Here is a 24,210-nt window from a genome sequence, read left to right on the forward strand (position 1 = left end):
CCTTTACTCTTCTCCTTTATCCTTTACAATGATCAGGGAATAATAGCCTGCATCATCGGGAATCTCGTCAACAGTTCTGTATATTTTTTCATCCGGCATTCCGCAGTTTTCGATCATCATACCGTTCTCACCCAGAGCCTTGATCTGCTCCTTTACGGTCTTCATTTTCTTTCCTGCTTTCATCAGGACCTTAGTTCCCGGAAGCTTTAAAGCCTCCTCAATCTGATAGGAAGCCGGGATCACATGAAGGGGCTCTGCTTTCTCCACAAGACCTTCATTAAATCTGGCTGAAACAGCGCAGAAGGATGTGATTCCGCATACGATCTCGGTTTCATAGCCAAGCTCCTGGATCCGTTTATGTACGTAAATATAAGTGGAATAAACCGTAGGATCTCCCAGAGTGAGAAAAACCACATTGTTTCCTGCATCAAGCTCTTTTTTGATTACTTCAGCACCCTGGGCGTGATAGCGCTCCAACTGCTCCTTATCCTTTGTCATAGGAAACACAACAGGGATCAGACGTTTTTCATCAATTTCCGGATAGGCGCCTTTCATAATTTTATAAGCTACTGTTTCCTGCGGGATCTTACCCGGCAGCGCGATCACATCCGCCTCTTTTGTAAGGCGAAGCGCCTTCAGGGTGATCAGTTCCGGATCTCCCGGTCCTACACCGATTCCAAATAATTTTCCGCTCATTTTTTCTTCCTCCATCTCTATTTTTGTGCTTGGATTTTCTTTATCAGCTCTGCGGCATCCTCCGTCTGCCCCAGGTAACCGTAAGTATTATTAAAAACCACGGCCCCCAGCAGGATCTGCTCATAGGAGCGGTGATTCAGATAAAACTGGATCCTCGTCATGATTTCTTTCATGGTGTCCTCCAGTATGCCATTCTCATGGATAATGTCAAGGGCTTCATCAGTGGTGCCGCTGTTCAAAACAGCTTTTGCACATTCCAGACTGCCCCCTGCACGTATGGCATTTGAAGCCAGTATCTCCACACGGCTGTCTGCACTGTGGGAATGAGTATTCATAATCCCTCCGGCAACTTTTGCAAATTTACCGATATGGGAAACAAAAAGGATCCCCTTCACGCCCATGTCGATCGCCATATCAATGGTTTCGCCCACATAGTTGCTGCACTTGATATTTCTCTCAAAAGGCAGGTCCATATGCTCCCGCAGATAATCCGCTCCATAATTTCCCGGGGTTACCAACAGATACTCCTCACCCTGGGTGAAATGCTGCTTCATCTCAACATGGATGCTTTCCACCAGCGCTTTTTCGCTCATCGGCTCCACGATTCCCGTGGTTCCAAGGATGGAAATACCTCCCACGATGCCCAGTCTTGGGTTAAAGGTTTTCTTTCCGATTTCCACCCCCTGTGGGACGGAAATGGTAATTTTCAAGCCTCCTTCATAGTCGTGGGAATCCGCCGCCTCTCTCGCCTCACGCAGGATCATGGCCTTTGGCACAGGATTGATGGCTGCCTCCCCGATCTTCTGGGAAAGCCCCGGCTTTGTCACACGTCCCACACCAATTCCGCCGTCCACCATCACTCCCGGTTCTTTTGTCCGCTCCGCTGTGGCGTACACCAAAATGCCGTTTGTGGTATCAGGATCATCCCCTGCGTCCTTTTTCACGGCACAGGTTACCTTGTTATCCTCTTTTTTGATGTCATGAAGCTCCAGGCACAGTTCAATCCCTTTTGGCGTCATCAAAGACACATAGGGAAGCTCCTCATCCCCCAAAAGCATATTCACCGCACCCTTGCAGGCAGCTGCTGCGCAGGAGCCTGTGGTGTATCCGAAACGCATTTTTTTCTGTCCCCGGATCACATAGTAATCTTCCAGCCCGGTTTTGTGTTCCATGACCTTTCCTTTCTTTCCATATATCAAAAAAGAAGCTCTGTCTCTGACAACAGAACTTCCCCTTTATAAAACCAGAATCTTCCAGTTGCCGCAGTCAATTCTGTTCCCGAAAAAGCAATCAGTATCTGGCTATACAGTAACGGACTTGTGCAGGAATTCCACCTGCTTCCTGAATTTGCTCTTTCTGTTCTTTTTCCGCTACCAATTATATAATTTTATTGGTGAAAAGTCAATCTGCATTAGAGCATTCTCACCCAATCACCTTGTGATCCAGCCACTTCCTGCTGTGGAAACGGATCAGGAAAATGAATCCTCTCACTGTCCAGTCTGTAAACATACCGATCCATACTGCCATAGGACCCATTCCCATCCTGCGGATGAGGAATACGCAGAGACAGTAACGGAACAGCCACATGGATATCCCGGAGGTAAGCATGGAAAATTTCACATCTCCGGCTGCACGCATTCCGTAAGCCGGGATGAACGCCCACATCCATACGATCGGCTTCACAAGAGTGATCCAGGCGATCATCTCAAAGCACATCCTGGCACTTTCCGCCTCCATTCCCCCAAGGATGGTGACTGGCTTCGTCAGCGCAAACACAATAAGGCATCCAGTCAGAAGAACCACCTCGGAAACGACGGAAAGCTTTTTGATATAATAAACAGCTTCGTCCTTTCTGCCTGCTCCAAGGCACTCACCTACGACTGTCATAAGACCGATTCCAACACCGATAGCAGCGATGCCGCTTAAGTTTTCCAGAATATTTGTCATGGCCTGCGCTGCAATGGCTACTGTCCCCAGTGTGGAAACGCTGGACTGAATGGCAAGCTTCCCAAGCTGGAACATGCTGTTTTCCACGCCTGACGGGATTCCAAGTCCCAGTATCCGTTTTATCATTCTGCCGTCCGGACGTATTTTCAGATACTGATTTACCACGATCGGCTGTTTGTCCTTATGTAACTGCCACAGCACCACAATGGCGCAGAATATACGTGACAGCAGTGTCGCAATGGCAGCTCCTGCCACACCCATGCCAAAGCCCCAGATCAAAATAGCGTTTCCGCCGATGTTCATAACATTTGATATCACAGAAATGACCATTGGCCCTTTTGTATTTTCCTGTGCCCGGAAGATGGAGGCACCTGCATCGTACAGTGCAATAAAAGGATAAGACAACACAGTATAGAAGAAATAAGTCCGGGATGCCTGCATGACATCCTTCTCAACCTCACCGAAAATAAACCGCAACAACGGTCCCCGACCCACCATACAGATCACCGTCACGCCCAAAGAAATGGCGGTGATGATAAACAGTATCTGCCTAGCAGATCTGTTCGCCTGTTCATAGTTTTTCTGTCCCATATACTGCGAACATATAATGGCGCCGCCTGCTGCTAAGGCGGAAAACGCCTGAATCACAAGTACGTTGATGGAATCCACCAGCGATACAGCGGAAATAGCTGCAGAGCCTACATTGCTGACCATCATGGTATCCACTGTTCCCATCAGTGCATTTAAAAGCTGCTCCATAATAACGGGAACAAGTAAAGCCTTTAACATTTTGTTGGTAAAAAGATGCTGTTGTTCCATAATACACCTCTATCTGTTGATTTCGATGCTATTATACTCCTCTTGCCGCAGATTGCCAGTCCTTTTTTATTCTTTAATCTGTTCTTGTCAATTCCAGCCAACGCGGCTATACTGGTTCTATATGCTACCAGAAGGGAATAACACGATGCAGAGAACACTTACTTATCAGATAACAGAAGAACATGAAGGAATGGAGATACTGGCTTTTCTACGAAAAAAAGGCTTTTCCCGCCATATTCTCTCCTCCATGAAGGCAGATAAGCATTCCATCCTCCAAAACGGAGAACGGGGCTATGGCCACTCTGTCCTGAAAAGCGGGGATATTCTGCGTATTCTTGTTCCTGAAACGGAAGCTGAGGAAAAGATCATTCCTGTAAAAATGGATTTAAAGATCCTCTATGAGGACGAAGATATTCTTGTTTTGAATAAAGATGCGGATGTCCCCATACATCCGTCTATTGGAAATTATGAAAACACTCTGGCAAACGCCGCTGCATACTATTTTGCCCAAAAGGGGGAGCCGTTTGTATACCGCTGTATCAACCGCCTGGACCGTGATACCACAGGTGCACTCATTTTGGCAAAAAACCCATACAGCGCAGCCGTTCTCTCCCAGCAAATGAAACGCCACGAGATCCGCCGAACCTATCTGGCGCTCGTGGAGGGAATCCCGCCCCAGAGCGGAACCATCTCCGCTCCCATTGGCAGAAAAGACGGTTCTACCATTGAGCGGCAGGTTGATTTTGAAAATGGCGAAAGAGCTGTGACACATTTCGAGAGGCTTGCCACATCCCGGGACGCCTGCTGCCGCGGGTTACGTGGCGGCAGCTCCGCCGCAGCGGATGACCCACAGGCGTATTCCCTGCTTGAGCTGCACCTGGAAACAGGACGTACACACCAGATACGGGTGCATATGAAATATCTTGGCTATCCGCTTCCCGGGGATTACCTCTATCATCCCGACTATAGGATCATAGGCCGCCAGCCCCTTCATTCCTACCAAATAGAATTCCGGCACCCAGTGACAGAAAAAGACATGCTTTTCACTGCCCCGGTGCCGGAAGATTTTGTGCGTGCTTTTACTTGTTCTTTTCGTAAATGACCAGAAGCCCCTTTAACAGCAGAACCTCATCCAGAATGATCTCCCGCTTACAATGGGGAACGATTTTTTTCGCAAGACCGCCAGTGGCAATGACCGTAAGCTTTTGCCCCATCTCCTCCTCGATCCTGTCTATAATACCGTCAATCGCAGCGGCATTGCTGTAGATCATACCGCTTTTCATACATTCAATAGTGTTCTTTCCGATAATGCGCTTCGGTGCATCCAGGCTGATCCCGCTTAGCTGGGAGGCATTAGCCGTAAGAGCATTTAGCGAAATTCCCATTCCCGGATAGATCATTCCTCCGATGTAATGCTTTTTCTCGTCTACCACACTTACCGTGCTTGCAGTTCCCATATCAATAACAGCAAGGGGAACCGGATATTCGGCGATTCCAGCAACCGCATTTGCCACCAGGTCAGCGCCAAGCTGTCCTGGATTATCCATCATGATATTCAGTCCCGTTTTTACGCCTGGCCCAAGGACCATAACCTCTTTCTTCATGATCTTTTCGGTTGCAAGCTTTACTGCATTCGTAATCTGAGGCACTACGGAAGAAATGATGCAGCCCTCAATCTCTGTCTCCTTGATCCCGTAAATGTCCACTACTGTTTTCAAGTCAACAGCATATTCCAGCTCTGTTTTTGTGCTGACCGTTGACAGCCGCTCAATAAAATAGGTTTTCTCCCTGTCGATGCAGCCTACTACAATGTTTGTGTTTCCAATATCAATTGCTAAGATCATTTGTTTCCTCCTGCAGAGCCATATGTACCCTTTCCTATGATTTAAGAAAGGCTTCAGGCCCCTGCCTTTGCTGTATTCTTTTTCTCTGCTCCCGGAAGGAGACGCGCCTTATATAAAGCGGCGCCCACAGCTCCGCTCACGATGGTAGCGGAAAACATCTCGCATACTGCGTTGACTCCTACAAAGGTACAGATAAACACGATCACATTTTTACCGCCCATCAGTCCCTGCATATACTCTGTGTTTCCAAACAGAACCACCAGCAGTGTCATAAAAAACAGGGTGTTTAAAAACGCAGAAAAGAATCCTGTCACTGCACAGGATAAATAAATATTCTTGGATTTTTTACGCATTCCCTGGAAAATGTAGCCCAGAAGCAATCCATCCAATAATCTTGGGATAAATCTCTGGATAAATGCCAAAACCGGATTAATGCTGAACAGCATAGCGCCCATGGCACTGGTGCCGCCTACGCCGATGCACTGTAAGAAACTTGTGATACCGAATACAGCGCCTGCGATCGCTCCGCCTACAGGCCCTAACGTAATGGCACTGATGGCAACCGGAATCACATTAAAACTGATGGCAAGAGGCCCTATATTCAGGTAACCGAGAGGTGTGTAGGCCATCAGAAGAAGAACAGCGATCATCAGGCCCAGCATGGTGATTTGTGACGTTTTCAGTTGTTTATTCATTTTTTATCCTCCTTGTTATCGTTCCGTCTGCGGATACAATACGGTGTTGGATTGGCGGGCGTTTTTTCTCTTCTATGTATTTGCCCGCGGTCCTTGGTCAATAAGTTACTGCTCCTCTCCCCTCATTTGAAGGGAAAGAATTTTATCCAGGATTTTTGCGGCTGCATCCTCCTTGCTCATCAGCGGGAGTGACACTTCCTCATCCTTTGTGATCAGGGTCAAAACATTGGTGTCTCCCTGGAATCCGGCGCCTTCTACCTTAAGATTGTTGGCGGCAACCATATCCAGATTTTTCTTAGCCAGCTTTGCCCTGGAATTTTCTATCATATTCTGCGTTTCCATGGAGAAACCGCACAAAAATTGTCCGGGACTTTTGTGTTCGCCCAGGTATTTTAAAATGTCATCGGTACGCTCCAGGGAGATTGACATCTCATCGTCCTTTTTCTTAAGCTTCTGGTCACTTACCATACTGGGCCGGTAGTCCGCCACCGCAGCAGCCTTAATGATGATATCCTGCTCATGGCTTACGGCTGTCACAGCCTCGTACATGTCACGGGCTGACACCACAGGCACTACCTTTACAAAGGGCGGCGGCTCGATGGCAGTACGCCCGCTTACAAGCGTGACATCTGCTCCCCGCAGCATGGCGGCCTTTGCTATGGCATATCCCATTTTTCCGGAAGAATGGTTTGTGATATAGCGGACAGGATCAATGGCCTCCTGAGTAGGCCCTGCTGTCACAAGGACCTTTTTCCCTGCCATATCCTTTTCACAGGCTGCTTCCCTCACAATATAAGATAACAGTGTCTCCGGCTCCGGCATTTTTCCGGCTCCCGTATCTCCGCAGGCCAGATAGCCCGTTGCCGGAGAGATCACTTCATATCCGTAATGCTCCAGAATCTTCAGATTATCCTGTACAACAGGATTTTCAAACATATTGGTGTTCATGGCAGGGGAAATAAACTTTTTGCACTTACATGCCATAACCGTGGTGGTCAGCATATCGTCCGCAATACCATGAGCCAGCTTCCCGATCACATTGGCACTGGCAGGAGCGATCATAACCACGTCTGCCTGTTTTGCAATGGAAACATGCTCCACCTGGAACTGGAAATTGCGGTCAAAGGTATCCACCAGGCACTTGTTTCCTGTAAGTGTTTCAAAGGTAATGGGATTGATAAAGTTTGTAGCGTTCTCTGTCATGAGAACGTGGACATCTCCATGAAGCTTTTTCAATGCGCTTGCCAGATATGCAATTTTATAAGCAGCAATGCTCCCGGTTACTCCTAAAAGGATGGTTTTTCCTTTTAACATACTTTGTTTCTCCCTTCTCCTGCGGTTTCATCTGTAACGTCTTTAATCTACTATGGTAACGGATGTAATGACAGGCTGCTCCTCTGCAGTGATCGTACCGTTATTGTCGGTGGGCTTTGCATCCTTGCAGATGGCATCCACGATCTCCATTCCCTCTGTCACCTTTCCGAATGCAGCGTAATCCCCGTCAAGGAAGGTGCTGTCCGTCTGGACAATAAAGAACTGGGAGCTTGCACTGTCCGGCTGTGAGCTTCTTGCCATGGAGATCACACCTCTCACATGGGAAATGTCATTCTCCACACCATTGTTTTTAAACTCTCCCTTAATGGTCTCATCCGATCCGCCCCGTCCGTTTCCAAGAGGATCGCCGCCCTGTATCATAAAGCCGTCCATGATACGGTGGAAGGTCAGTCCGTCGTAAAAGTCCTCCTGTGCCAGCTTGACAAAGTTGGTCACTGTGATCGGCGCTGTATCTGCATCCAGTTCAATTGCAATGGTTCCGTAGTCCTGAACCTCGATCTCAGCATGATGTGTTCCGCTTAAAGGCTGGTCCGTATTGAGCAGCAGGGTTTCTCCCTCTGTCACATCTCCTGTACCTTCGGAAGCTGCAGAATCCCCGCCTTCGGCCTCATCCTCAGATGCTGCGCTGGGTCCCGCTTCCTCATCGCTCTCGGTGTCTCCGTCTGTAAAACCGGATACCACCTCCTCATCATCCTCTACTTCCTGGTCGGCAGTACCTTCGGTTGTCTCCTCTGCTGTCTGCTTCTCTGTCTCCTTGCTGCCGCATCCAAGGAGAAGCCCTGTGGATAATGCAGCTACACCAAGTACTGTCAAAAATCTACGTCTCATGATTACCTCCTAACTTTTCCCTAACGGATCCTGTCAGGGAAACCAATCTTTCTCTGTACCTTACGCAGTGTTTTGGTTGAGTAATAGCTTGCCTTTTCTGCGTTTTCTTTAATAATAGAGTCAATATATGCTTTGTCCTTGGAAAGTCTCTCAAACTCATCCTGCAGCGGCTTTAACACGCTGATGACAGCCTCGCCCACAGCCGGCTTGAACTCTCCATATCCCTTTCCCTGGAATTCCTGTACTGTTTCGTCCGGTGTTTTTCCTGTACAAGCGCTGTAAATGTCAATGAGATTCTTAATGCCAGGCTGCTCATCACGATACTGGATACAGCCCTCAGAATCAGTCACGGCGCGCTTGCATTTGCGCATAATGGTATCCGGATCATCCATCAGATAAATACTTCCGTTGGGATTTTCATCGGATTTTGACATCTTTTTGGACGGATCCTGAAGACTCATGATCTTTGCCCCCACTTTTCCGATATATGCCTCCGGAACCGTAAATACATCGCCGTAAATGTTGTTGAAACGTTCCGCAATGTTTCTGGTCAGCTCCAGATGCTGCATCTGGTCGATTCCCACCGGAACCACATCCGCCTGATACAAAAGGATATCTGCCGCCATCAGAACCGGATAGGTAAACAGTCCTGCATTAATATTATCCGCATGTTTTGCTGCCTTATCCTTAAACTGGGTCATACGGTTCAGCTCTCCCATATAGGTGAAGCAGCTTAAGATCCATGACAGTTCCGCATGTCCCGATACATGGGACTGATAGTAAATGCAGTTTTTCTTAGGATCGATCCCTGCTGCAATATATAAGGTAAGCAGGTTTCTGGCGCGTTTTCTCAGCACTGCCGGATCCTGTCTCACCGTAATGGAGTGCATATCAACCACACTGTAAAAGCATTCATATTCATCACTTAAGCTGACCCAGTTTTTCAGGGCGCCAAGATAATTTCCCAGAGTCAGGTTTCCGGTAGCCTGCATACCGCTGAATAACACTTTTTTTCCGTCAATCATTATTTCGTCCTCCACAATATTTCCCTGTCAATAAACTAAGCTACAGTTTAGCATTCTATATCAATAAAGTCAAATGCTTCCAAAAATAAAAACGGAAATTCACATAAACTTAACAGGTTTCTCCCTCATGCTTGCCACGGGGATGTTTGTCTGCTAAAATACCTTTAAAAACGAAAGCGAGGGATCAACCCATGGAAAAAATAACAAGCTTTACCATAGACCATATCAAGCTGCAGCCCGGTATTTATGTTTCCCGCAAGGACAAAGCCGGGGACAGCGTGATCACCACCTTCGATATCCGCATGACCTCTCCCAATGAGGAGCCTGTGATGAACACTGCGGAACTTCATACCATCGAGCATCTTGCGGCTACTTATCTGCGCAATCACAAAGAATTTGGCCCCAAAATGCTCTACTGGGGCCCGATGGGCTGCCGGACAGGAAACTATCTCCTTTTGATCGGTGATTATGAATCAAAGGATATTGTTTCCCTTATGACGGAAACCTTTGAATTCATCCGCGACTATGAAGGCGAAGTCCCCGGCGCTTCCCCGAAGGACTGCGGAAACTACCTGGACATGAACCTGGGTATGGCAAAATATCTTGCAAAAAAATACCTGGATGAGGTTCTCTATCACATCACCCCGGACAGACTTGTCTACCCGGACTAAATAATAGCTGATCTGTAGAGCGAAGCCAGCAATGAAAAACCAGCCCTTTCCATGATGATCGGGCTGGTCTTTTTTTCGTATTTTACTGTGCGGGCTGCTCAGCCGCCGGATCTGCTGCTGCCGGATCAGCTGCCGCTGCTGGGTCTGCTGCAGGATCTGCCGCAACCGGACTTACATAATCGCCAGATGCGTAAACCGTCTGTCCGTTGTAGTTGACCTCAATCCATCCATTCTCGCATACACCTGTGCTGGTAAGCTGAGTGCCGCCTGCAACGCCTGCGATAAAGGTAGCCTCTGCATTACAGTCTGCACGCAGATTGATATCTGTATTTGCCACATACACGCCATCCTTTTTCTCCACATTGACACCGCTGGCAGTCTGTACGATCACAGGTTCCGGTGTAGGTGTTACTTCCGGTGTAGGGGTAACCTCCGGTGTGGGGGTAGGAATCGGTGTAGGAGTTGCCTCAATTACTGTGACAGTAGCGCCTGCGCCCTCGTCAAAGCCACAGCCAGGGATACAGAGAGCTGCTCCCAGCAAAAGTATCAGTAATCCTGCTTTTTTCTTCATAATAATATTCCTCCTTTTCAAAGCATTTCCGCTCTGATGTCATTCTCACATAATTCATTTTGGCCCATTTAAAGCAATCCCATGTTTTTCCTTTAAATAGTTACAATAAATATACATGATTATTACAGATTATGCAAGAGTCTATTTCCTGTTTTCTCAAAGAGCACTTCCACTCTGCCGCCGCAGATCATCCCTATACTCGCCGCGCTCTCCTGGGAAAGCTCATAAACAGCCGTCTCTGTAACGGAGACATTTGCACAGTGCTGCATTGCAAGGAATTCCACGCTGCCTCCGCCTATACTGCCCGCCGTTCTGTCCGGTGCTTCCACAAACATCTTACTTCCTATACCTCTTGGTGAGGAGCCTGACTGTTTTACAATAGTCATCATCACGCCCTCACGACCGCTCAGTACAGCATCCTCCACCTTCTGATCACAGTATACCCCGGCATGGCTGTTTTTCACCTGAATGATCTGTGCCATAATGCTCACTGCAACCTCCTCCGGCAGCTTTCCTCCGATGGGCAGTCCGATGGGCGCGTGAAGGGTATCCAGCAGCTTTTGTCCGAATCCCTCTTCAAGAAGCTTTTCTCTTGTCACTCTCACCTTATTTTTACTTCCGATCATTCCCAGATAAGAATACGGCCTTTCAAAAATCTGGCGCACACACATGGTATCACCTGCATGGCCTCTTGTTACGATCACATAATAAGCGTTTTCATACCGCGGTATAAATTTATCCAGATCCTCGAAGCTTCCTGTGATCAGTTCGTCAGCATCCGGAAATTTCTCTTTTGTCACAAAGTCTTCTCTGTCATCCATTACGGTAACATGAAAGCCGAGCATTTTCCCCAAATGAGCGCATGGTCTGGACACATGGCCTCCGCCTAATATCACAAGGTGAGGATTTTTCAGATACAGCTCCACGAAAACCGTTGTCTCTCCTACCCTGAAAGTGCCTGTTTCTTCTGCTTCCAGAATATCTTTTTCAAAGGGCTTCCAGTCTGTATCATTCCCGGTCAGGTCCACACATTTTCCATTCTTCACCATGCACCTGCTGCCCATATGTGTGCCATCCAGCAAAACCGCTGACTTTACCTTTCCCTGTAATTCCAATGCCTCGTAAATTCCCCTGTACATTCCGGTCCTCCTCCCTTTTTATTCCCGCGAAGCAATGAGCCAGGCAGCCGTGCTTGCACGGATATTTGGCGAATGCTGCGGGGTATTTAACTGCCTACAGATTAACAGATAATAACTTTTTTGTAAATCCCTAAAAATAATTATGATTTTTGATGTGCAGCAAGAAATATTGATTGAGCTTTTACCTCAGCTATATTATAATGGCTTTATATTATCTGCCGGCTGGCCCAGCCTCAGATAAAAAGAAAAGAGGGAGGATAAAAAGATGGATTCTGCATTATATGCAAACTATCTAAACATCTTAAAACACGAATTGGTTCCTGCTCTGGGCTGTACGGAACCGATTGCCATTGCCTATGCTTCCGCAAAGGCCACCCAGATACTTGGAGCTTTTCCTGACTCCATTGAGATGAGCTGCAGCGGAAACATCATCAAAAACGTAAAGGGCGTCACGGTTCCCAATTCCGGCGGCATGAAAGGGATCGATGTGGCAGCAGTTCTTGGTGCTGTAGGCGGAAATGCGGACCGCGCTCTTGAGGTGCTGGAAGAGATCACACCGGAGCACATTCAGCGGACAAAGGAACTGGTTAAGCAGCGCATCTGTTCCTGTACTCTTGTAGACGGCGTAGCCAATCTTTATATCACAGCAAAAGTGGTAAAGGGGGACAGCTTTGCCCAGGTAACCATCGTCAATCACCACACCAATATTACAAAGATCGTGAAAAACGGTGAGGTTCTACTGAACAAGCCGGTGGAGGCAGAGGACGATGATGCGGGAGTGGATAAAGCCACTTTGACGGTAAAGGATATCCTTGATTTTGCTGATCAGGTAAGGATGGAGGATATTGAGGAGATCATTGACCGTCAGGTACGCCTGAATTCCGCCATTTCCCAGGAGGGTCTGGACAACAATTACGGTGCCCAGATCGGCAAGACACTGATGCACGTGTGGGGAAAAAGCGCTACCACCCGCGCCTGTGCCAGAGCTGCAGCCGGAAGCGATGCACGTATGGGCGGCTGTTCCATGCCCGTTGTGATCAATTCGGGCAGCGGCAACCAGGGAATCACCGTCTGTATGCCTGTGGTAGTCTACGCACAGGAATGGGAGGTTTCCCGCGAAAAAATGTTCCGCGCGCTTGTTGTGAGCAATCTGGTGGCAATTCACCAGAAGTATTACATCGGAAGCCTTTCCGCATATTGCGGTGCCGTAAGCGCGGCCTGCGGAGCCGGAGCCGGTATTACCTATATGTACGGCGGAAGCTACGAACAGGTTTCCCTTACCATTATCAATACCCTTGGAAACGTGGGCGGTATTGTATGTGATGGCGCAAAGCCGTCCTGCGCCGCAAAAATCGCATCTTCTGTGGATGCTGCTCTTATCGCATTCCAGCTAAGCATCCAGAACAAAAGCTTTCTTCCCGGCGAAGGACTTATCAAGGGAGATGTTGAGGAAACCATCAAGAGTATGGGCTACATCGGTCGTGTAGGCATGAGAGCGACGGACACAGAGATTTTGAATGTCATGATCGACCGTGTAAATGTAAACCAGGAATGCTGATCTTATATAATTTATGAAGGGGGATTTGTAACATGAAGAAAAACAGCTTTTTTTCCAGCCTGCCGTTTAAACTGCTGGTAGGCGTGGTACTTGGTATTGTGGTGGGGCTTATTTTAAATGCCACAGATGAATCCGGCATTACCACTGCGATCCTGAATCTGGTCGTTACCTTAAAATATATTCTTGGACAGGTGATCACCTTCTGCGTACCGCTGATTATCATCGGATTTATTGCGCCATCCATTACAAAACTTGGCAGCAGCGCTTCCAGAATGCTTGGCGTTGCCATCGCTATCGCCTACGCATCCTCTCTGGGTGCAGCTCTGTTTTCCATGGCAGCCGGCTACGCGCTGATCCCGCACCTTTCCATCGCAACTAATGTGGAAGGTCTGAAGACCCTGCCGGATATCGTATTTGAGCTTGCCATTCCTCAGATCATGCCGGTTATGAGCGCACTTGTATTCTCTGTTATGATCGGTCTTGCTGCTACCTGGAACAGGGCAAAGCTTATTACAGGCGTACTGGATGAATTCCAGAAGATCGTGCTTTCTCTGGTTTCCAAGATCATCATCCCGATCCTGCCTGTATTTATCGGCTTTACCTTCTGTGCCCTTGCTTACGAAGGCTCTATCACCAAACAGCTTCCTGTATTTTTACAGGTTATCATCATCGTACTGATCGGACACTTTATTTGGATGGCGCTCCTTTACGGCCTTGCCGGAGCTTATTCCAAAGAGAATCCTATGGAGGTCGTAAAGCATTACGGACCGGCATACCTGACAGCAGTGGGAACCATGTCCTCCGCAGCTACCCTGGCAGTTGCCCTTCAGTGTGCAGGCAAGTGTAAACCGCTCCGCAAGGATATGGTTGATTTCGGAATCCCGCTTTTTGCAAATATCCATCTCTGCGGCTCCGTACTTACAGAGGTATTCTTCTGTATGACAATCTCCAAGATCCTGTACGGCGCAGTTCCGTCCCTTGGAACCATGATCCTGTACTGCGTACTCCTTGGCGTTTTCGCCATCGGCGCACCTGGTGTTCCCGGAGGTACCGTTATGGCTTCCCTCGGCATCATCACAGGTGTCCTGAAGTTTGATGATGCAGGAACCGCTCTGATGCTTACCATCTTTGCTCTCCAGGACAGCTTCGGAACTGCCTGCAACGTAACCGGCGACGGTGCCCTGACTCTGATCCTTACAGGATATGCAAAGAAGCATAACATCAAAGAACAGCATATCAGCATTGATTTATAAAAACAAATGCAAATTAGGCGCTGCAGAAATCTGCAGCGCCCCTTTTGTCTCCGGGAAAGCTCTCCGTTTACTCTGTGCGCCAAGGAAGTGCACACTTTTTATCAAATCTGTTTTTTTCCTCTGTAAATATAAGTACCAAGCTTCTCTTTCACTACATTTCCATCCTCAACAGCCAGGTTTCCCCGAAGAAATACCTTATCGATTCCTCCGTGAAGTGCGAATCCCTCAAAGGGATTGTTATCCGTATTGTATAGATGGGTCTTTGCAGAGATCACGCTCTCCTTTTCCGGATCAAATACTACAATATCCGCGTCGCTTCCCTCTGCGATCACGCCTTTTCTGGGGTAAACGCCATAGAGCTTCGCAGGATTTTCACTCAGCAGGCTGCACATCTGCTCCTGGGTGATCTTTCCCTCTCTGACACCGTAGGTATAGAGAAGCGTTCCTCTCGTCTGTACTCCCGGCAGGCCGCCCGGAATCTTTGTAAAGTCATCTTTTCCAAGTGCTTTCTGCTCCCAGGTAAAGCTGCACTGGTCCGTTGCCACTGTCTGGATATCACCCGCTGCAAGAGCCTTCCAAAGACATTCCTGATCCTCTTTTTTTCGGATAGGAGGCGCGCAGACGAATTTTGCGCCCTCAAAATCAGGGCGGGAATACACACTGTCCTCCAGAAGAAGGTACTGCGGGCAGGTCTCCGCATAAACCGTCTGTCCTTTTGCCCTGGCACTCATGATCTCCTCATAAGCCTTTTGGTTGGTAAGATGCACCACCATCACCGGCGCACCAGCTTCCTCTGCAATTACCAGAAGCCTATGGACAGCCTCTGCTTCCATGGTATCCGGACGTACAAGTGGATGATTTTCCGGTTCCAGACGTCCCTGTGCTTTAGCTTCTGCGATCAATGCGTCGATCACACCTGCATTCTCACAGTGTACACCGGCAAAGCAGCCGGATTCATTCAGCTTTTTAATAATTCTGTACAGATCCCCGTCGTTTACGATCATAGCCGGATATGTCATATAAAGCTTGAAGCTGGTAATCCCGGCCTCTATCATATCCTGGATTTCCCGCTCTGTTTCCTCATTCCATTCCACGATAGACATATGGAAGGAGTAATCACAGGAGCATTTTCCGTCTGCCTTTTGGTGCCATTTCTCCAGCCCTTCCTTCAGGGTATGACCGCCCTTATCCTGGGATGCAAAATCGATCACCAGTGTGGTTCCTCCGGCAATGGCAGCTCTTGTTCCGGTTTCGAAATCATCCGCAGTCACTGTTCCTGCCACTTCCAGGTCAAAATGGGTATGGCCGTCAATGAATCCTGGAAAAAGCAATTTACCCGATACATCTATGATCTGTGCATCAGGAGCCTCAAGGTCTGCTCCCACCTGAAGAATTTTTTCTCCCTCAGTCAAAACATCAAGCTTTTCGGATTTTGTTCCTGATACAACGGTTCCGTTTTTTAAAAGATACTTCATCATATCCCTCCTTCCTTTTTGCATATTTTATCATATCTCTTTTGTCCCTTCAATAATTTCTGTGCATTTTTCACAATTTTTTTAAGAGTAGAACAATTTTTTTGTAAAAACATCTTTCTATTTTTGTCCAGCCGTGATATGATATTAACAGAATAGGTCTAATTATATTGAAGAAAAGGAGGAAAATAACATGGGAAGACTTACTGTTCTAAAACAAATCGCCCAGGACCTTGCTTCTGAATTTGGTCCGGACTGTGAAGTTGTCATTCATGATCTGAAGACCAATGACCCTGAGCATTCTATCGTATATATTGTAAACGGACATGTCACAGGCCGAAACATAGGTGACGGCCCCTCCGATGCAGTTTTTGATGTTATCCGCCAAAAAAACAAAAAATCCGGGGAACCTGCAGATCACCCCGGTTATCTGATGAAAACCTCGGACGGCAAGATTCTGAAATGCAGTACCTCTTACATTCGGGATGATGACGGAAGCCTCCATTATGTATTTGGGATCAATTATGATATTACCAAGCTGACCATGATCGAAAGCGCGCTTCACAACCTTGTCACACCCCAGAATAAAGAAGAAAAACCGAAACAGATCACTCACAATGTAAATGATCTTTTGAACCGTCTGATCGAAGAGTCTGTAGCTCTGGTTGGAAAGCCTGTGGCTCTCATGAACAAAGAAGATAAGGTTACAGCCATCCAGTTCTTAAATGATTCCGGAGCCTTCCTCATTACAAAATCCGGTGATAAGGTGGCAAATTATTTTGGTATTTCCAAATACACGCTTTACAGTTATATTGATGTAAACAAATAGTACTTTCTTTTAAAACCAAAAGCGGGGAGCAGTTCTTAAGACTGCTCCCTGAATTTTATCGAACCTCTTTTTCCTCTTTGATCAGAAATCCTTTTTCCTTCAATTCTTCCTCAATGCTGTCCAAAACCTCTTCCGATTCCGCAGATACCGTATGGTAATGATAACCGGACGTAATGTTCTTCAAAGGACTGCAGGTACCTCCCTGCAGGTTTTTCAGAAAGGCATCTGCCTTTTTGCGGGAATCCACGGACAGATCTGCCCGTAACTCCCCATATACTTCATGCCTGATAAACACATCCAGCACTTTGCCGCCGCAGTCCACGATCAGGTTCAGTTCCTCCTGAATCCGGCTGTCTTCGTGGCAAACATAAAACACTCTATTGACAGTTCTCGGCATATTGAGGAAATATCCCCTGTTTGTAGAGAGGATTTCATAGCCCTCTGCCCGCAAAAGAGCAATGTCCTGCACGATCACCTGGCGGCTCACATGATAAAGCTGCGCCAGTGCTGTCCCCGATGCCGGTGTTTTACTGCTGCTGATATAGTTGATAATTTCCTGTCGCCGTTCCTCTCCGCTCATGAAACAGTTGCATCCTTTCTATCACTAAACCTTCTTATGCTTCTATGGGATGAAGGTTTTTCATGGAAATGTCAAGAATCGGTGAGGAATGTGTCAGCGCGCCGCTGCTGATATAATCAACACCTACGGATACAAGTCTGTCCACATTTTCCCGTGTAACATTTCCTGAGCATTCCGTTTCCGCTCTGCCATCGATCAGGGCGATTGCCTCCTTCATCATTTCCGGAGACATATTGTCCAGCATAATGATATCTGCCCCAGCCTCCACTGCTTCCTTCACCATTTCAAGGTTTTCTACCTCAATTTCAATCTTCCTTACAAAAGGAGCATACTCCTTCGCCATTTCCACGGCTTTCTGTACGCTTCCTGCCGCACCGATATGGTTGTCTTTCAGCAGGATTCCATCGGAAAGATTATATCTGTGGTTGCAGCCGCCGCCTACGCGGACAGCATATTTCTCGAAAATACGCATGTTCGGTGTTGTCTTTCTGGTATCCAGAAGCTTTGTTTTGCTTCCTTCCAAAAGAGAGGCGATCTGTCTCGTATAGGTAGCGATGCCGCTCATTCGCTGCAGATAATTAAGGGCAACACGCTCTCCTGACAGAAGGACGCGGATATCTCCGTAAACCTTTCCCATAAGCTGTCCCTTTTTCACATTGTCGCCATCCTTTACAAAAAATTCCACACTTGTTTCCGGATCCAGCAGCAGAAAGACCCGCTCAAAAACCGGAAGTCCTGCAATCACGCCGTCCTCCTTGCAGATCAGATCCACTTCACCCTGCTTTGCTTCCCGCATGACGGCATTTGTGGTAATATCCTCGCTTGTAATATCCTCCTGCAGTGCCTGCATGATCAGATGGTCTACATTTAACCCCATGGTAATCTCATTCATCTTTTTTGTTCCGCCCTTTCGATTTCGTCACGCACCTTCTGTGCATAGCATTCTCTCAGTTCTTTTTCATTTTCCAACAGCCTGCATGTTTTTTCATCCAGCTTTTCTATGATTACCCCGGCTATATCCGAAGCTTTCTTCCAGTCTACCTCATTTTCCCATTTTTTGCAAATGTCTAATGCAGCTCTCTTGGCAAACACCAGACTTTCCAGCAGGGAATTGCTCGCCAGCCTGTTTGCGCCGTGAACGCCGTTGCAGCTTGTCTCGCCTGCTGCGTAGAGATGTTCCATAGTGGTCCGGCTGTTTTTGTCAACCTTTACGCCGCCCATAAAATAATGCTGGGCAGGAACTACCGGAATACACTCCTTCGTCACATCAAAGCCTTCTTCCAGGCAATGCTGGTAGATATGCGGAAAATGAGTCCGTATTTTTTCCTCGCCAAGCGGACGCATGTCAAGCCATACGTGAGGCATCCCGTCTTTTTTCATCTGTTCATGGATTTTCTGTGAAAGGATGTCTCTGGGCAGCACCTCGCTTGCAAAACGCTCCATATTTTTATTGTAAAGATATGCACCCTCTCCTCTCACTGACTCAGAAATCAAAAATCTCCGTCCCGGAACCTTGGAATAAAGAGTTGTGGGGTGAATCTGCACATACTCCGGATGCTCCAGCTCTACGCCGTGCTTCAGAGCAAGGGCAAGGGCATCCCCGGTAAGGTGTGGAAAATTTGTGGAATGCTCATAAAGTCCGCCGATTCCGCCGCAGGCCCAGATGGTATAGGCGGCTTCAACAGCAGTCAGATTTTCCTGCGGATCCCGCATAATAATTCCATAACAATGGTTTTCTTTTTCCAAAATCTCAACCATTGTCTCCTGCTCCATAAGGGTTACATTGGGAAGCTTTTGTACCTGTTCCAGAAGCTTGCCGGTGATCTCTTCCCCTGTAATATCCTCGTGGTAAAGGATCCTTGCCCTTGAATGAGCGCCTTCTCTGGTATACAAAAGCTCTCCGTCCTGTCTGGCAAAATCCACGCCCCAGGCCATCAGCTCTTCTATGACCGCTCTGGAAGAGCGTATCATAATGTCTACGGATTCCCTGCGGTTCTCATAATGCCCTGCTTTCATGGTGTCCTCCATAAAAGCCTCATAATCCTCCTCATCGTGCTGGACACAGATTCCGCCTTGTGCCAGATAGGAATCGCTTTCTGTAAGCATTCCTTTTGTTATCATGAGAATCTGTTTGTCTTCCGGCAGATGGAGCGCAGCAAAAAGCCCTGCCACTCCGGTTCCCACGATCATAATATCCGTCTTTATCTTTTTCATTACGCCCACCAATCTCTTTACTTTCCTGCTTCCAGCATCCTTGCCAGCGGAATAAGGCAGGCTTCCTGTACTTTGCTGTCCACAAATACTTCTCCGGTATGATTTTTCAGACAATCCCGTACTCTCTCCAGGGTAACTTCCTTCATGCTGGCACAAGTCTGTCCACCTGCAACCGGGTAGAAGCTTTTATCCGGGTTTGCCTCTTTTAATTTATAGAACACGCCGTTTTCTGTTCCGATAATGAACTCTTTTTTAGGACTTTCCGTTGCATAATTGATGATCGCAGAGGTGCTTCCGATAAAATCGGAAACTGCCAGGATTTCCGCCCTGCATTCCGGATGTACCAGAACTTCCGCTTCGGGATGAAGCTTCTTTACCGCTTCAATGGACTCCTTTGTAACCTCTTTATGTACATAGCAGTAGCCCTCTCCCGGTATTACATTTTTCTCCGGAACTTGCTCTGCAACATAGGAACCCAGATTGCCGTCAGGAATGAAATAGATATTATGATTTGGAAGGCTCTTTACGATTTTCACAGCATTTGCAGAGGTTACACAGATATCAGAGAGTGATTTCAGCTCTGCTGTGGAATTGATATAACAGACAACTGCCAGATCCTCATATTTTTCCCGCATTTCCTTTATTTTGGCAGCAGATGCCATATGTGCCATGGAACAATCGGCCTCCGGCATGGGCAGCAAAACGTTTTTTTCGGGATTGAGGATTTTTGCACTTTCTCCCATAAAGGTCACACCAGCAAATACAATGGTGGATGCGTCCAGGGTTGTGGCTATTTTACTTAAATAAAAAGAATCTCCTATATAATCTGCGCATTTCTGCACTTCCTCCGGTACATAATAATGAGCCAGGATTACCGCGTTATGCTCACGCTTCAATTCCTGGATCTCCTCATAAATCTGGTTCACTTGTATTTCCTCCCTTATTCTTCTGGAAAATTCACTTGATTCCCCGCCAATTTACTGCGGGTGTTTAATTTTGTCATATTATACAGCAAGTGATTACAAGTGACAAGACAGTTGTTGAATTGTACTGTAAATTATACAATTGGTCCGGACTGCGATAAATACTGCTCTATTCCTGCATTTCAAGGCGATGGGCTTCCTTATAGATTTCGCATGCACCATGATGAATGCAGGAACTATGTGCACAGTCCATAAAAGACAGGACTCTCTTCCCATCCTGTTCCTCGTATTCGCAGCACACGGTCTGTGTTCCGTTGCATGTCCGGCAAAAACCGGATATAAATTCCTCCTGGATTTCCATGTCACTCTTCCCCTTTCTGTTTTCTTAACTCATTTATGTTTTTCTCCCTTACTTTACAGGATTTTAGCTCAATATTCCACCCTGTTTTCTTTTTATCCTATTTTTTTCATTGTATTTCCATCCCGGCGGACTTATAATAAGGATATCAGAATCCGTATGGTTTGGTGCTGAAATTTATGAATAACATGGGAGGATGTTATGAATCAGGAATTATATGACGAGGCAGTACGTTCCAGTGTACTTTCCAGGAAATTGATCGACCAGCTTCTTGAGAGCATGAGCTACAGCAGCATTTCATTTATTAACTGGACCGTTGAGGTTTTAAAGGTCATTAAGACGCGGCTGGACCGCGGAGATAAAATCATGGATGAAGTATCAGGTGTCACTTACACCTCCGCTTCCTTTCATGATTTTGTAAAGAAAAATTTTTCTTCCTACATTGAGAGCCAGGTATTTGCTGCCCCGGGCAAAAAGGAAAAGGTCTATTTTACTCTGAATGCCTGCGAGGACGGCTATAATCTGATCATGGCTGACTCCTCACGGAACAAGACTTATGAGTGGATCTCATCTTTAAGTGAGCGCTTCTCACTGGTACGCATGATCGCCACCGGAATCGTATATATCAAAGATGTAAAAAACAATTCCTATCAGCCCTTTATCTCAGGAAACGGTAAATATTGCCGTTATGATCAGGAAACAGGGCATATCGTAGAGCTTTAAAAAATTGCGGCAGACCCCTTTTTCCGGGAATCTGCCGCTTTATTTTAGTCCGAAAGCTTATGAATGAATAACCCGCTTCGCAGCTTCGGTTCGAACCAGGTTGACTTCGGAGGCATCAGCTTGCCCTCGTCTGCAATCCCCATCAGCTCCTCCATGGAGGTGGGATACATTGCAAATGCCACGCCTGCCTCCCCCGCCATATCTGCCAGTTCTGAAAGCCTATGGCTGCCGCCTACAAACCGGATCCTGTCATCGGTTCTTGGATCCTTTATGCCAAGCACCGGAGACAGCACCCGATCCTGAAGGATTTCCACATCAAGCTGCCCCACAATGTCTTTCTTTTGATAAATATCCGGCCATGCTTTCAGATGATACCAGCAGCCATCCAGATACATTCCCATACAATGCTTTTCAACTGGCTTACATGGAAAACCGGGCATTGCCATCAGCTCAAAATTAAACTTCAGGCTTCCTAAAAAGGCTTTCTCCGTAAGACCGTTCAGATCCCGCACCACACGGTTGTAAGGCAGGATCGTCAACTGTTCACAGGGAAATACTACTGATAAAAAATAATTGAACTCTTCCTCACCTGTGTAGCCCGGATTCTCCTGTCGCCTCTTTAAGCCTACCTTCACCGCAGAAGCTGCTCTGTGATGACCGTCTGCAATGTATATCGAAGAAATCTTTCTAAACTCTTCTCCAATGGTCAAAATCTCAGCTTCACCGTCAATCACCCAGACACGATGGATAATCTCATCCTCATTGGCAAAATCATAAACCGGCGCATGAGCTGCTTTCCACTGCCCGATCACATCCGTAAGCTCCTGTGTATAGCGGCACGCCAGATAAATGGGGCCTGTATTGGCATCGCACACATCCACGTGATGGATCCTGTCCAGCTCCTTATCCTCCCGTGTCAGCTCATGCTTCTTCACTACATTGTTCAGATAATCATCAATAGATGCACAGCCCACGATTCCAGTTTGGGTTTTTCCCTTTCTCACCAGCTCATATATGTAATAACAGCTTTTCTTATCCTGGATAAAAGTGCCGTCCTCTTCCATTCGCAAAAGGTTCTCCCTTGCCTTCTCATAGACAACTGAGTCATATAAGTCTGTCTCCTGCGGCAGATCCATCTCTGCCCTGTCCACATGCAGAAAGGAATCGCTGTTCTCATCTCCGATCAGTTTTGCCTCCTCTCTGCTCACCACATCGTAGGGAAGCGCAGCCACACGCGCCGCTTTCTCCGGAGCAGGGCGAAGTGCTTTAAATGTCCGAAATACCGCCATGGTATCTGTCTCCTCTCTCATTTTTACACACAAAAACAACTATATCTTATCATAGAAACTGTGCTCTGGCAACCAGCCTAAATATTTTTTGAAAAACCTAAAAATTTTTGTATTTTTCTATTGCAAATTCGTATATTTATGGTATGATACTAATATAAGAGAAAAGAGTACTTGCAAACACAGCATTAAGGGAGGTTATATTATGACAGAAGGGCTGAAATGGACCGTAAACCAGGTCCCCAAATCCGATGATGCCTATCTGGACCTGATGTCCGAAGAAAACGTAGTAAAAGCAAATGAGTTTCACAAAAGTTTCCCCCAGTACACTATCACACCGCTGCAGAAGCTTTCCGCACTGGCAGAGTATCTGGGCGTAAAAAACATTTACTGCAAGGATGAATCCTACCGCTTCGGTCTGAACGCATTTAAGGTTCTGGGTGGTTCCTATGCAATGGGACGCTATATTGCCAAGGAGCTGGGCCGTGATATAAGCGAGCTGCCTTATAATGTTCTCTCCTCTGAGCAATTAAGAGAAGAATTCGGTCAGGCAACATTCTTTACCGCAACGGACGGAAACCACGGACGCGGTGTAGCCTGGGCTGCAAACCGTCTTGGACAGAAGGCTGTTGTAAGAATGCCAAAGGGCACTACGAAAACACGCTTCGACAATATTGCAAAAGAAGGCGCCACGGTTACCATTGAAGAAGTAAATTACGATGATTGTGTGAGAATGGCTGCCGCAGAAGCCGCCCAGACTGAACACGGCATTATCGTACAGGATACTGCATGGGACGGATATGAGGAGATTCCATCCTGGATCATGCAGGGTTACGGAACTCTGGTTCTGGAAGCTGACAAGCAGTTAAAGGAAGACGGCGTAGACCGTCCTACCCATGTATTTGTTCAGGCAGGCGTAGGCTCCCTGGCAGGTGCTGTTGTGGGATATTTCGCTGATAAATATAAGGATAATCCTCCGGTCATGGTTGTCTGCGAAGCAAGCGCTGCTGACTGCCTCTACCGCTCTGCTGTAGAGAAAACCGGAAGCCTTGTAAATGTTGCCGGGGATTTACAGACCATTATGGCTGGCCTTGCCTGCGGCGAGGGAAATACCATTGGCTGGGATATTTTGAAAAACCACGTAACCGTATTTGCATCCTGCCCCGACTGGATGAGCGCAAAGGCAACCAGGATTTACGCCAATCCTCTTGGCGACGACCCGCATATCGTATCCGGCGAATCAGGCTCCGTACCTCTTGGCCTCGCATATACGGCTCTGCACGATGAGGATGCCGCAGATTTAAAAGAAGCCCTGAAGCTGGATGAGAATTCTACCATCCTTGTGATCTCCACTGAGGGAGATACGGATCCGGTACGCTACCGCGAAATTCTTTGGGATGGCCTTTACGGAACAAATGAATCTTTAAGCAAGTAAATAATACAT

General features: G+C 47.2%; 24 protein-coding genes. 7 read left to right on the forward strand and 17 right to left on the reverse strand.

The annotated features are described in order from the left end of the window. Positions 1–3: 3 nt before the first annotated feature. The 3 genes from cobI to ACESZH_RS07235 all read right to left on the reverse strand — a co-directional run bounded on the left by cobI (position 4) and on the right by ACESZH_RS07235 (position 3,462). A complete protein-coding gene (gene cobI, locus ACESZH_RS07225; protein ID WP_373213821.1) occupies positions 4–696 on the reverse strand; it encodes a precorrin-2 C(20)-methyltransferase in 693 nt (230 codons plus the stop codon). A 17-nt stretch (positions 697–713) separates the two neighbouring features. Continuing rightward, positions 714–1,868 (reverse strand): cobalt-precorrin-5B (C(1))-methyltransferase CbiD, encoded by a 1,155-nt coding sequence (gene cbiD / locus ACESZH_RS07230; RefSeq protein WP_373213823.1) that lies wholly within the window; start codon positions 1,866–1,868, stop codon positions 714–716. A 250-nt stretch (positions 1,869–2,118) separates the two neighbouring features. Further along, positions 2,119–3,462, reverse strand: a complete 1,344-nt coding sequence (locus ACESZH_RS07235) for an MATE family efflux transporter (protein ID WP_373213825.1) — start codon at positions 3,460–3,462, stop codon at positions 2,119–2,121. Between the two features lie 145 nt (positions 3,463–3,607). Here ACESZH_RS07235 and ACESZH_RS07240 point away from each other — a divergent pair, with 145 nt between their 5' ends. Further along, entirely contained in the window at positions 3,608–4,564 is a 957-nt protein-coding gene (locus tag ACESZH_RS07240) for an RluA family pseudouridine synthase (RefSeq protein WP_373213826.1), read from the forward strand. Here the strand turns inward: ACESZH_RS07240 and ACESZH_RS07245 are convergent. From ACESZH_RS07245 to trpS, 5 genes are all read right to left on the reverse strand, one after another. Then, on the reverse strand, positions 4,542–5,306 hold the full coding sequence (locus ACESZH_RS07245) for a type III pantothenate kinase (protein ID WP_373213829.1): 765 nt from the start codon (positions 5,304–5,306) through the stop codon (positions 4,542–4,544). The genes ACESZH_RS07240 and ACESZH_RS07245 overlap by 23 nt on opposite strands. A 53-nt stretch (positions 5,307–5,359) precedes the next feature. Beyond that, positions 5,360–6,001 carry an ECF transporter S component gene (locus ACESZH_RS07250; RefSeq protein ID WP_373213832.1) on the reverse strand — a complete coding sequence of 214 codons (642 nt, stop codon included), beginning with the start codon at positions 5,999–6,001 and terminating at the stop codon, positions 5,360–5,362. 105 nt (positions 6,002–6,106) lie between these two features. After that, positions 6,107–7,315, reverse strand: coding sequence for a bifunctional phosphopantothenoylcysteine decarboxylase/phosphopantothenate--cysteine ligase CoaBC (gene coaBC / locus ACESZH_RS07255; protein WP_373213835.1), 1,209 nt, complete (start codon positions 7,313–7,315; stop codon positions 6,107–6,109). Positions 7,316–7,357: 42 nt separating this feature from the next. After that, positions 7,358–8,164: a peptidylprolyl isomerase gene (locus ACESZH_RS07260; protein WP_373213837.1), complete on the reverse strand. Its 807-nt coding sequence runs from the start codon at positions 8,162–8,164 to the stop codon at positions 7,358–7,360. Between the two features lie 20 nt (positions 8,165–8,184). Further along, a complete protein-coding gene (trpS, locus tag ACESZH_RS07265) occupies positions 8,185–9,189 on the reverse strand; it encodes a tryptophan--tRNA ligase (protein ID WP_373213838.1) in 1,005 nt (334 codons plus the stop codon). A 191-nt stretch (positions 9,190–9,380) separates the two neighbouring features. Here trpS and ACESZH_RS07270 point away from each other — a divergent pair, with 191 nt between their 5' ends. Continuing rightward, positions 9,381–9,860 (forward strand): S-ribosylhomocysteine lyase, encoded by a 480-nt coding sequence (locus ACESZH_RS07270; RefSeq protein ID WP_373213840.1) that lies wholly within the window; start codon positions 9,381–9,383, stop codon positions 9,858–9,860. Between the two features lie 82 nt (positions 9,861–9,942). Here the strand turns inward: ACESZH_RS07270 and ACESZH_RS07275 are convergent, their stop codons facing one another. Beyond that, positions 9,943–10,431: an SH3 domain-containing protein gene (locus ACESZH_RS07275; protein ID WP_373213843.1), complete on the reverse strand. Its 489-nt coding sequence runs from the start codon at positions 10,429–10,431 to the stop codon at positions 9,943–9,945. 122 nt (positions 10,432–10,553) lie between these two features. After that, complete coding sequence (locus ACESZH_RS07280) at positions 10,554–11,570, reverse strand: XdhC family protein (RefSeq protein ID WP_373213845.1); 1,017 nt, start codon at positions 11,568–11,570, stop codon at positions 10,554–10,556. A gap of 265 nt (positions 11,571–11,835) precedes the next feature. On the opposite strand from ACESZH_RS07280, the gene ACESZH_RS07285 reads away from it, so the two are divergent. Both ACESZH_RS07285 and ACESZH_RS07290 read left to right on the forward strand, forming a co-directional pair. Next, positions 11,836–13,128 (forward strand): serine dehydratase subunit alpha family protein, encoded by a 1,293-nt coding sequence (locus tag ACESZH_RS07285; protein ID WP_373213848.1) that lies wholly within the window; start codon positions 11,836–11,838, stop codon positions 13,126–13,128. A gap of 32 nt (positions 13,129–13,160) precedes the next feature. Then, positions 13,161–14,381, forward strand: a complete 1,221-nt coding sequence (locus ACESZH_RS07290; RefSeq protein ID WP_373213850.1) for a dicarboxylate/amino acid:cation symporter — start codon at positions 13,161–13,163, stop codon at positions 14,379–14,381. A gap of 101 nt (positions 14,382–14,482) precedes the next feature. On the opposite strand, the gene hydA is transcribed toward ACESZH_RS07290, so the two are convergent. Next, positions 14,483–15,859, reverse strand: a complete 1,377-nt coding sequence (gene hydA / locus ACESZH_RS07295) for a dihydropyrimidinase (RefSeq protein ID WP_373213852.1) — start codon at positions 15,857–15,859, stop codon at positions 14,483–14,485. Between the two features lie 187 nt (positions 15,860–16,046). On the opposite strand from hydA, the gene ACESZH_RS07300 reads away from it, so the two are divergent. Continuing rightward, a complete protein-coding gene (locus tag ACESZH_RS07300) occupies positions 16,047–16,682 on the forward strand; it encodes a transcriptional regulator (protein ID WP_373213853.1) in 636 nt (211 codons plus the stop codon). Between the two features lie 55 nt (positions 16,683–16,737). Here the strand turns inward: ACESZH_RS07300 and ACESZH_RS07305 are convergent, their stop codons facing one another. The 5 genes from ACESZH_RS07305 to ACESZH_RS07325 all read right to left on the reverse strand — a co-directional run bounded on the left by ACESZH_RS07305 (position 16,738) and on the right by ACESZH_RS07325 (position 20,760). After that, positions 16,738–17,262, reverse strand: a complete 525-nt coding sequence (locus ACESZH_RS07305) for a transcription repressor NadR (RefSeq protein ID WP_373213855.1) — start codon at positions 17,260–17,262, stop codon at positions 16,738–16,740. A 34-nt stretch (positions 17,263–17,296) separates the two neighbouring features. After that, positions 17,297–18,154 carry a carboxylating nicotinate-nucleotide diphosphorylase gene (gene nadC / locus ACESZH_RS07310; RefSeq protein WP_373213857.1) on the reverse strand — a complete coding sequence of 286 codons (858 nt, stop codon included), beginning with the start codon at positions 18,152–18,154 and terminating at the stop codon, positions 17,297–17,299. Next, positions 18,151–19,476, reverse strand: coding sequence for an L-aspartate oxidase (locus ACESZH_RS07315; protein WP_373213858.1), 1,326 nt, complete (start codon positions 19,474–19,476; stop codon positions 18,151–18,153). The genes nadC and ACESZH_RS07315 overlap by 4 nt, the downstream gene beginning before the upstream one ends. Before the next feature lie 17 nt (positions 19,477–19,493). Beyond that, positions 19,494–20,402, reverse strand: a complete 909-nt coding sequence (gene nadA / locus ACESZH_RS07320) for a quinolinate synthase NadA (RefSeq protein ID WP_373219875.1) — start codon at positions 20,400–20,402, stop codon at positions 19,494–19,496. Between the two features lie 166 nt (positions 20,403–20,568). After that, positions 20,569–20,760 (reverse strand): hypothetical protein, encoded by a 192-nt coding sequence (locus tag ACESZH_RS07325; RefSeq protein WP_373213864.1) that lies wholly within the window; start codon positions 20,758–20,760, stop codon positions 20,569–20,571. A 198-nt stretch (positions 20,761–20,958) separates the two neighbouring features. On the opposite strand from ACESZH_RS07325, the gene ACESZH_RS07330 reads away from it, so the two are divergent. Next, positions 20,959–21,480, forward strand: a complete 522-nt coding sequence (locus tag ACESZH_RS07330; RefSeq protein WP_373213867.1) for a hypothetical protein — start codon at positions 20,959–20,961, stop codon at positions 21,478–21,480. Between the two features lie 44 nt (positions 21,481–21,524). On the opposite strand, the gene ACESZH_RS07335 is transcribed toward ACESZH_RS07330, so the two are convergent. Then, positions 21,525–22,769, reverse strand: a complete 1,245-nt coding sequence (locus tag ACESZH_RS07335; protein ID WP_373213869.1) for a DUF1015 domain-containing protein — start codon at positions 22,767–22,769, stop codon at positions 21,525–21,527. A gap of 202 nt (positions 22,770–22,971) precedes the next feature. Between ACESZH_RS07335 and dpaL the strand changes: the two genes are divergently transcribed. Then, entirely contained in the window at positions 22,972–24,201 is a 1,230-nt protein-coding gene (gene dpaL / locus ACESZH_RS07340; RefSeq protein WP_373213871.1) for a diaminopropionate ammonia-lyase, read from the forward strand. Positions 24,202–24,210 lie beyond the last annotated feature (9 nt).

This window comes from Ruminococcus sp. 5_1_39BFAA (genome assembly GCF_964240875.1).
In the GTDB taxonomy this organism is placed as follows: domain Bacteria; phylum Bacillota; class Clostridia; order Lachnospirales; family Lachnospiraceae; genus Blautia_A.

Bases quoted from the DNA above. Each gene is read 5' to 3' on its own strand.
- ACESZH_RS07290 (WP_373213850.1), top strand. From the start codon at position 13,161: ATGAAGAAAAACAGCTTTTTTTCCAGCCTGCCGTTTAAACTGCTGGTA.
- ACESZH_RS07275 (WP_373213843.1), bottom strand. From the start codon at position 10,431: ATGAAGAAAAAAGCAGGATTACTGATACTTTTGCTGGGAGCAGCTCTC.
- ACESZH_RS07235 (WP_373213825.1), bottom strand. From the start codon at position 3,462: ATGGAACAACAGCATCTTTTTACCAACAAAATGTTAAAGGCTTTACTT.
- ACESZH_RS07260 (WP_373213837.1), bottom strand. From the start codon at position 8,164: ATGAGACGTAGATTTTTGACAGTACTTGGTGTAGCTGCATTATCCACA.
- ACESZH_RS07335 (WP_373213869.1), bottom strand. From the start codon at position 22,769: ATGGCGGTATTTCGGACATTTAAAGCACTTCGCCCTGCTCCGGAGAAA.
- coaBC (WP_373213835.1), bottom strand. From the start codon at position 7,315: ATGTTAAAAGGAAAAACCATCCTTTTAGGAGTAACCGGGAGCATTGCT.
- trpS (WP_373213838.1), bottom strand. From the start codon at position 9,189: ATGATTGACGGAAAAAAAGTGTTATTCAGCGGTATGCAGGCTACCGGA.
- ACESZH_RS07300 (WP_373213853.1), top strand. From the start codon at position 16,047: ATGGGAAGACTTACTGTTCTAAAACAAATCGCCCAGGACCTTGCTTCT.
- hydA (WP_373213852.1), bottom strand. From the start codon at position 15,859: ATGATGAAGTATCTTTTAAAAAACGGAACCGTTGTATCAGGAACAAAA.
- nadC (WP_373213857.1), bottom strand. From the start codon at position 18,154: ATGAATGAGATTACCATGGGGTTAAATGTAGACCATCTGATCATGCAG.
- ACESZH_RS07315 (WP_373213858.1), bottom strand. From the start codon at position 19,476: ATGAAAAAGATAAAGACGGATATTATGATCGTGGGAACCGGAGTGGCA.
- ACESZH_RS07285 (WP_373213848.1), top strand. From the start codon at position 11,836: ATGGATTCTGCATTATATGCAAACTATCTAAACATCTTAAAACACGAA.
- ACESZH_RS07270 (WP_373213840.1), top strand. From the start codon at position 9,381: ATGGAAAAAATAACAAGCTTTACCATAGACCATATCAAGCTGCAGCCC.
- ACESZH_RS07305 (WP_373213855.1), bottom strand. From the start codon at position 17,262: ATGAGCGGAGAGGAACGGCGACAGGAAATTATCAACTATATCAGCAGC.
- ACESZH_RS07330 (WP_373213867.1), top strand. From the start codon at position 20,959: ATGAATCAGGAATTATATGACGAGGCAGTACGTTCCAGTGTACTTTCC.
- ACESZH_RS07325 (WP_373213864.1), bottom strand. From the start codon at position 20,760: ATGGAAATCCAGGAGGAATTTATATCCGGTTTTTGCCGGACATGCAAC.
- ACESZH_RS07240 (WP_373213826.1), top strand. From the start codon at position 3,608: ATGCAGAGAACACTTACTTATCAGATAACAGAAGAACATGAAGGAATG.
- cobI (WP_373213821.1), bottom strand. From the start codon at position 696: ATGAGCGGAAAATTATTTGGAATCGGTGTAGGACCGGGAGATCCGGAA.
- ACESZH_RS07250 (WP_373213832.1), bottom strand. From the start codon at position 6,001: ATGAATAAACAACTGAAAACGTCACAAATCACCATGCTGGGCCTGATG.
- ACESZH_RS07245 (WP_373213829.1), bottom strand. From the start codon at position 5,306: ATGATCTTAGCAATTGATATTGGAAACACAAACATTGTAGTAGGCTGC.
- cbiD (WP_373213823.1), bottom strand. From the start codon at position 1,868: ATGGAACACAAAACCGGGCTGGAAGATTACTATGTGATCCGGGGACAG.
- dpaL (WP_373213871.1), top strand. From the start codon at position 22,972: ATGACAGAAGGGCTGAAATGGACCGTAAACCAGGTCCCCAAATCCGAT.
- ACESZH_RS07280 (WP_373213845.1), bottom strand. From the start codon at position 11,570: ATGTACAGGGGAATTTACGAGGCATTGGAATTACAGGGAAAGGTAAAG.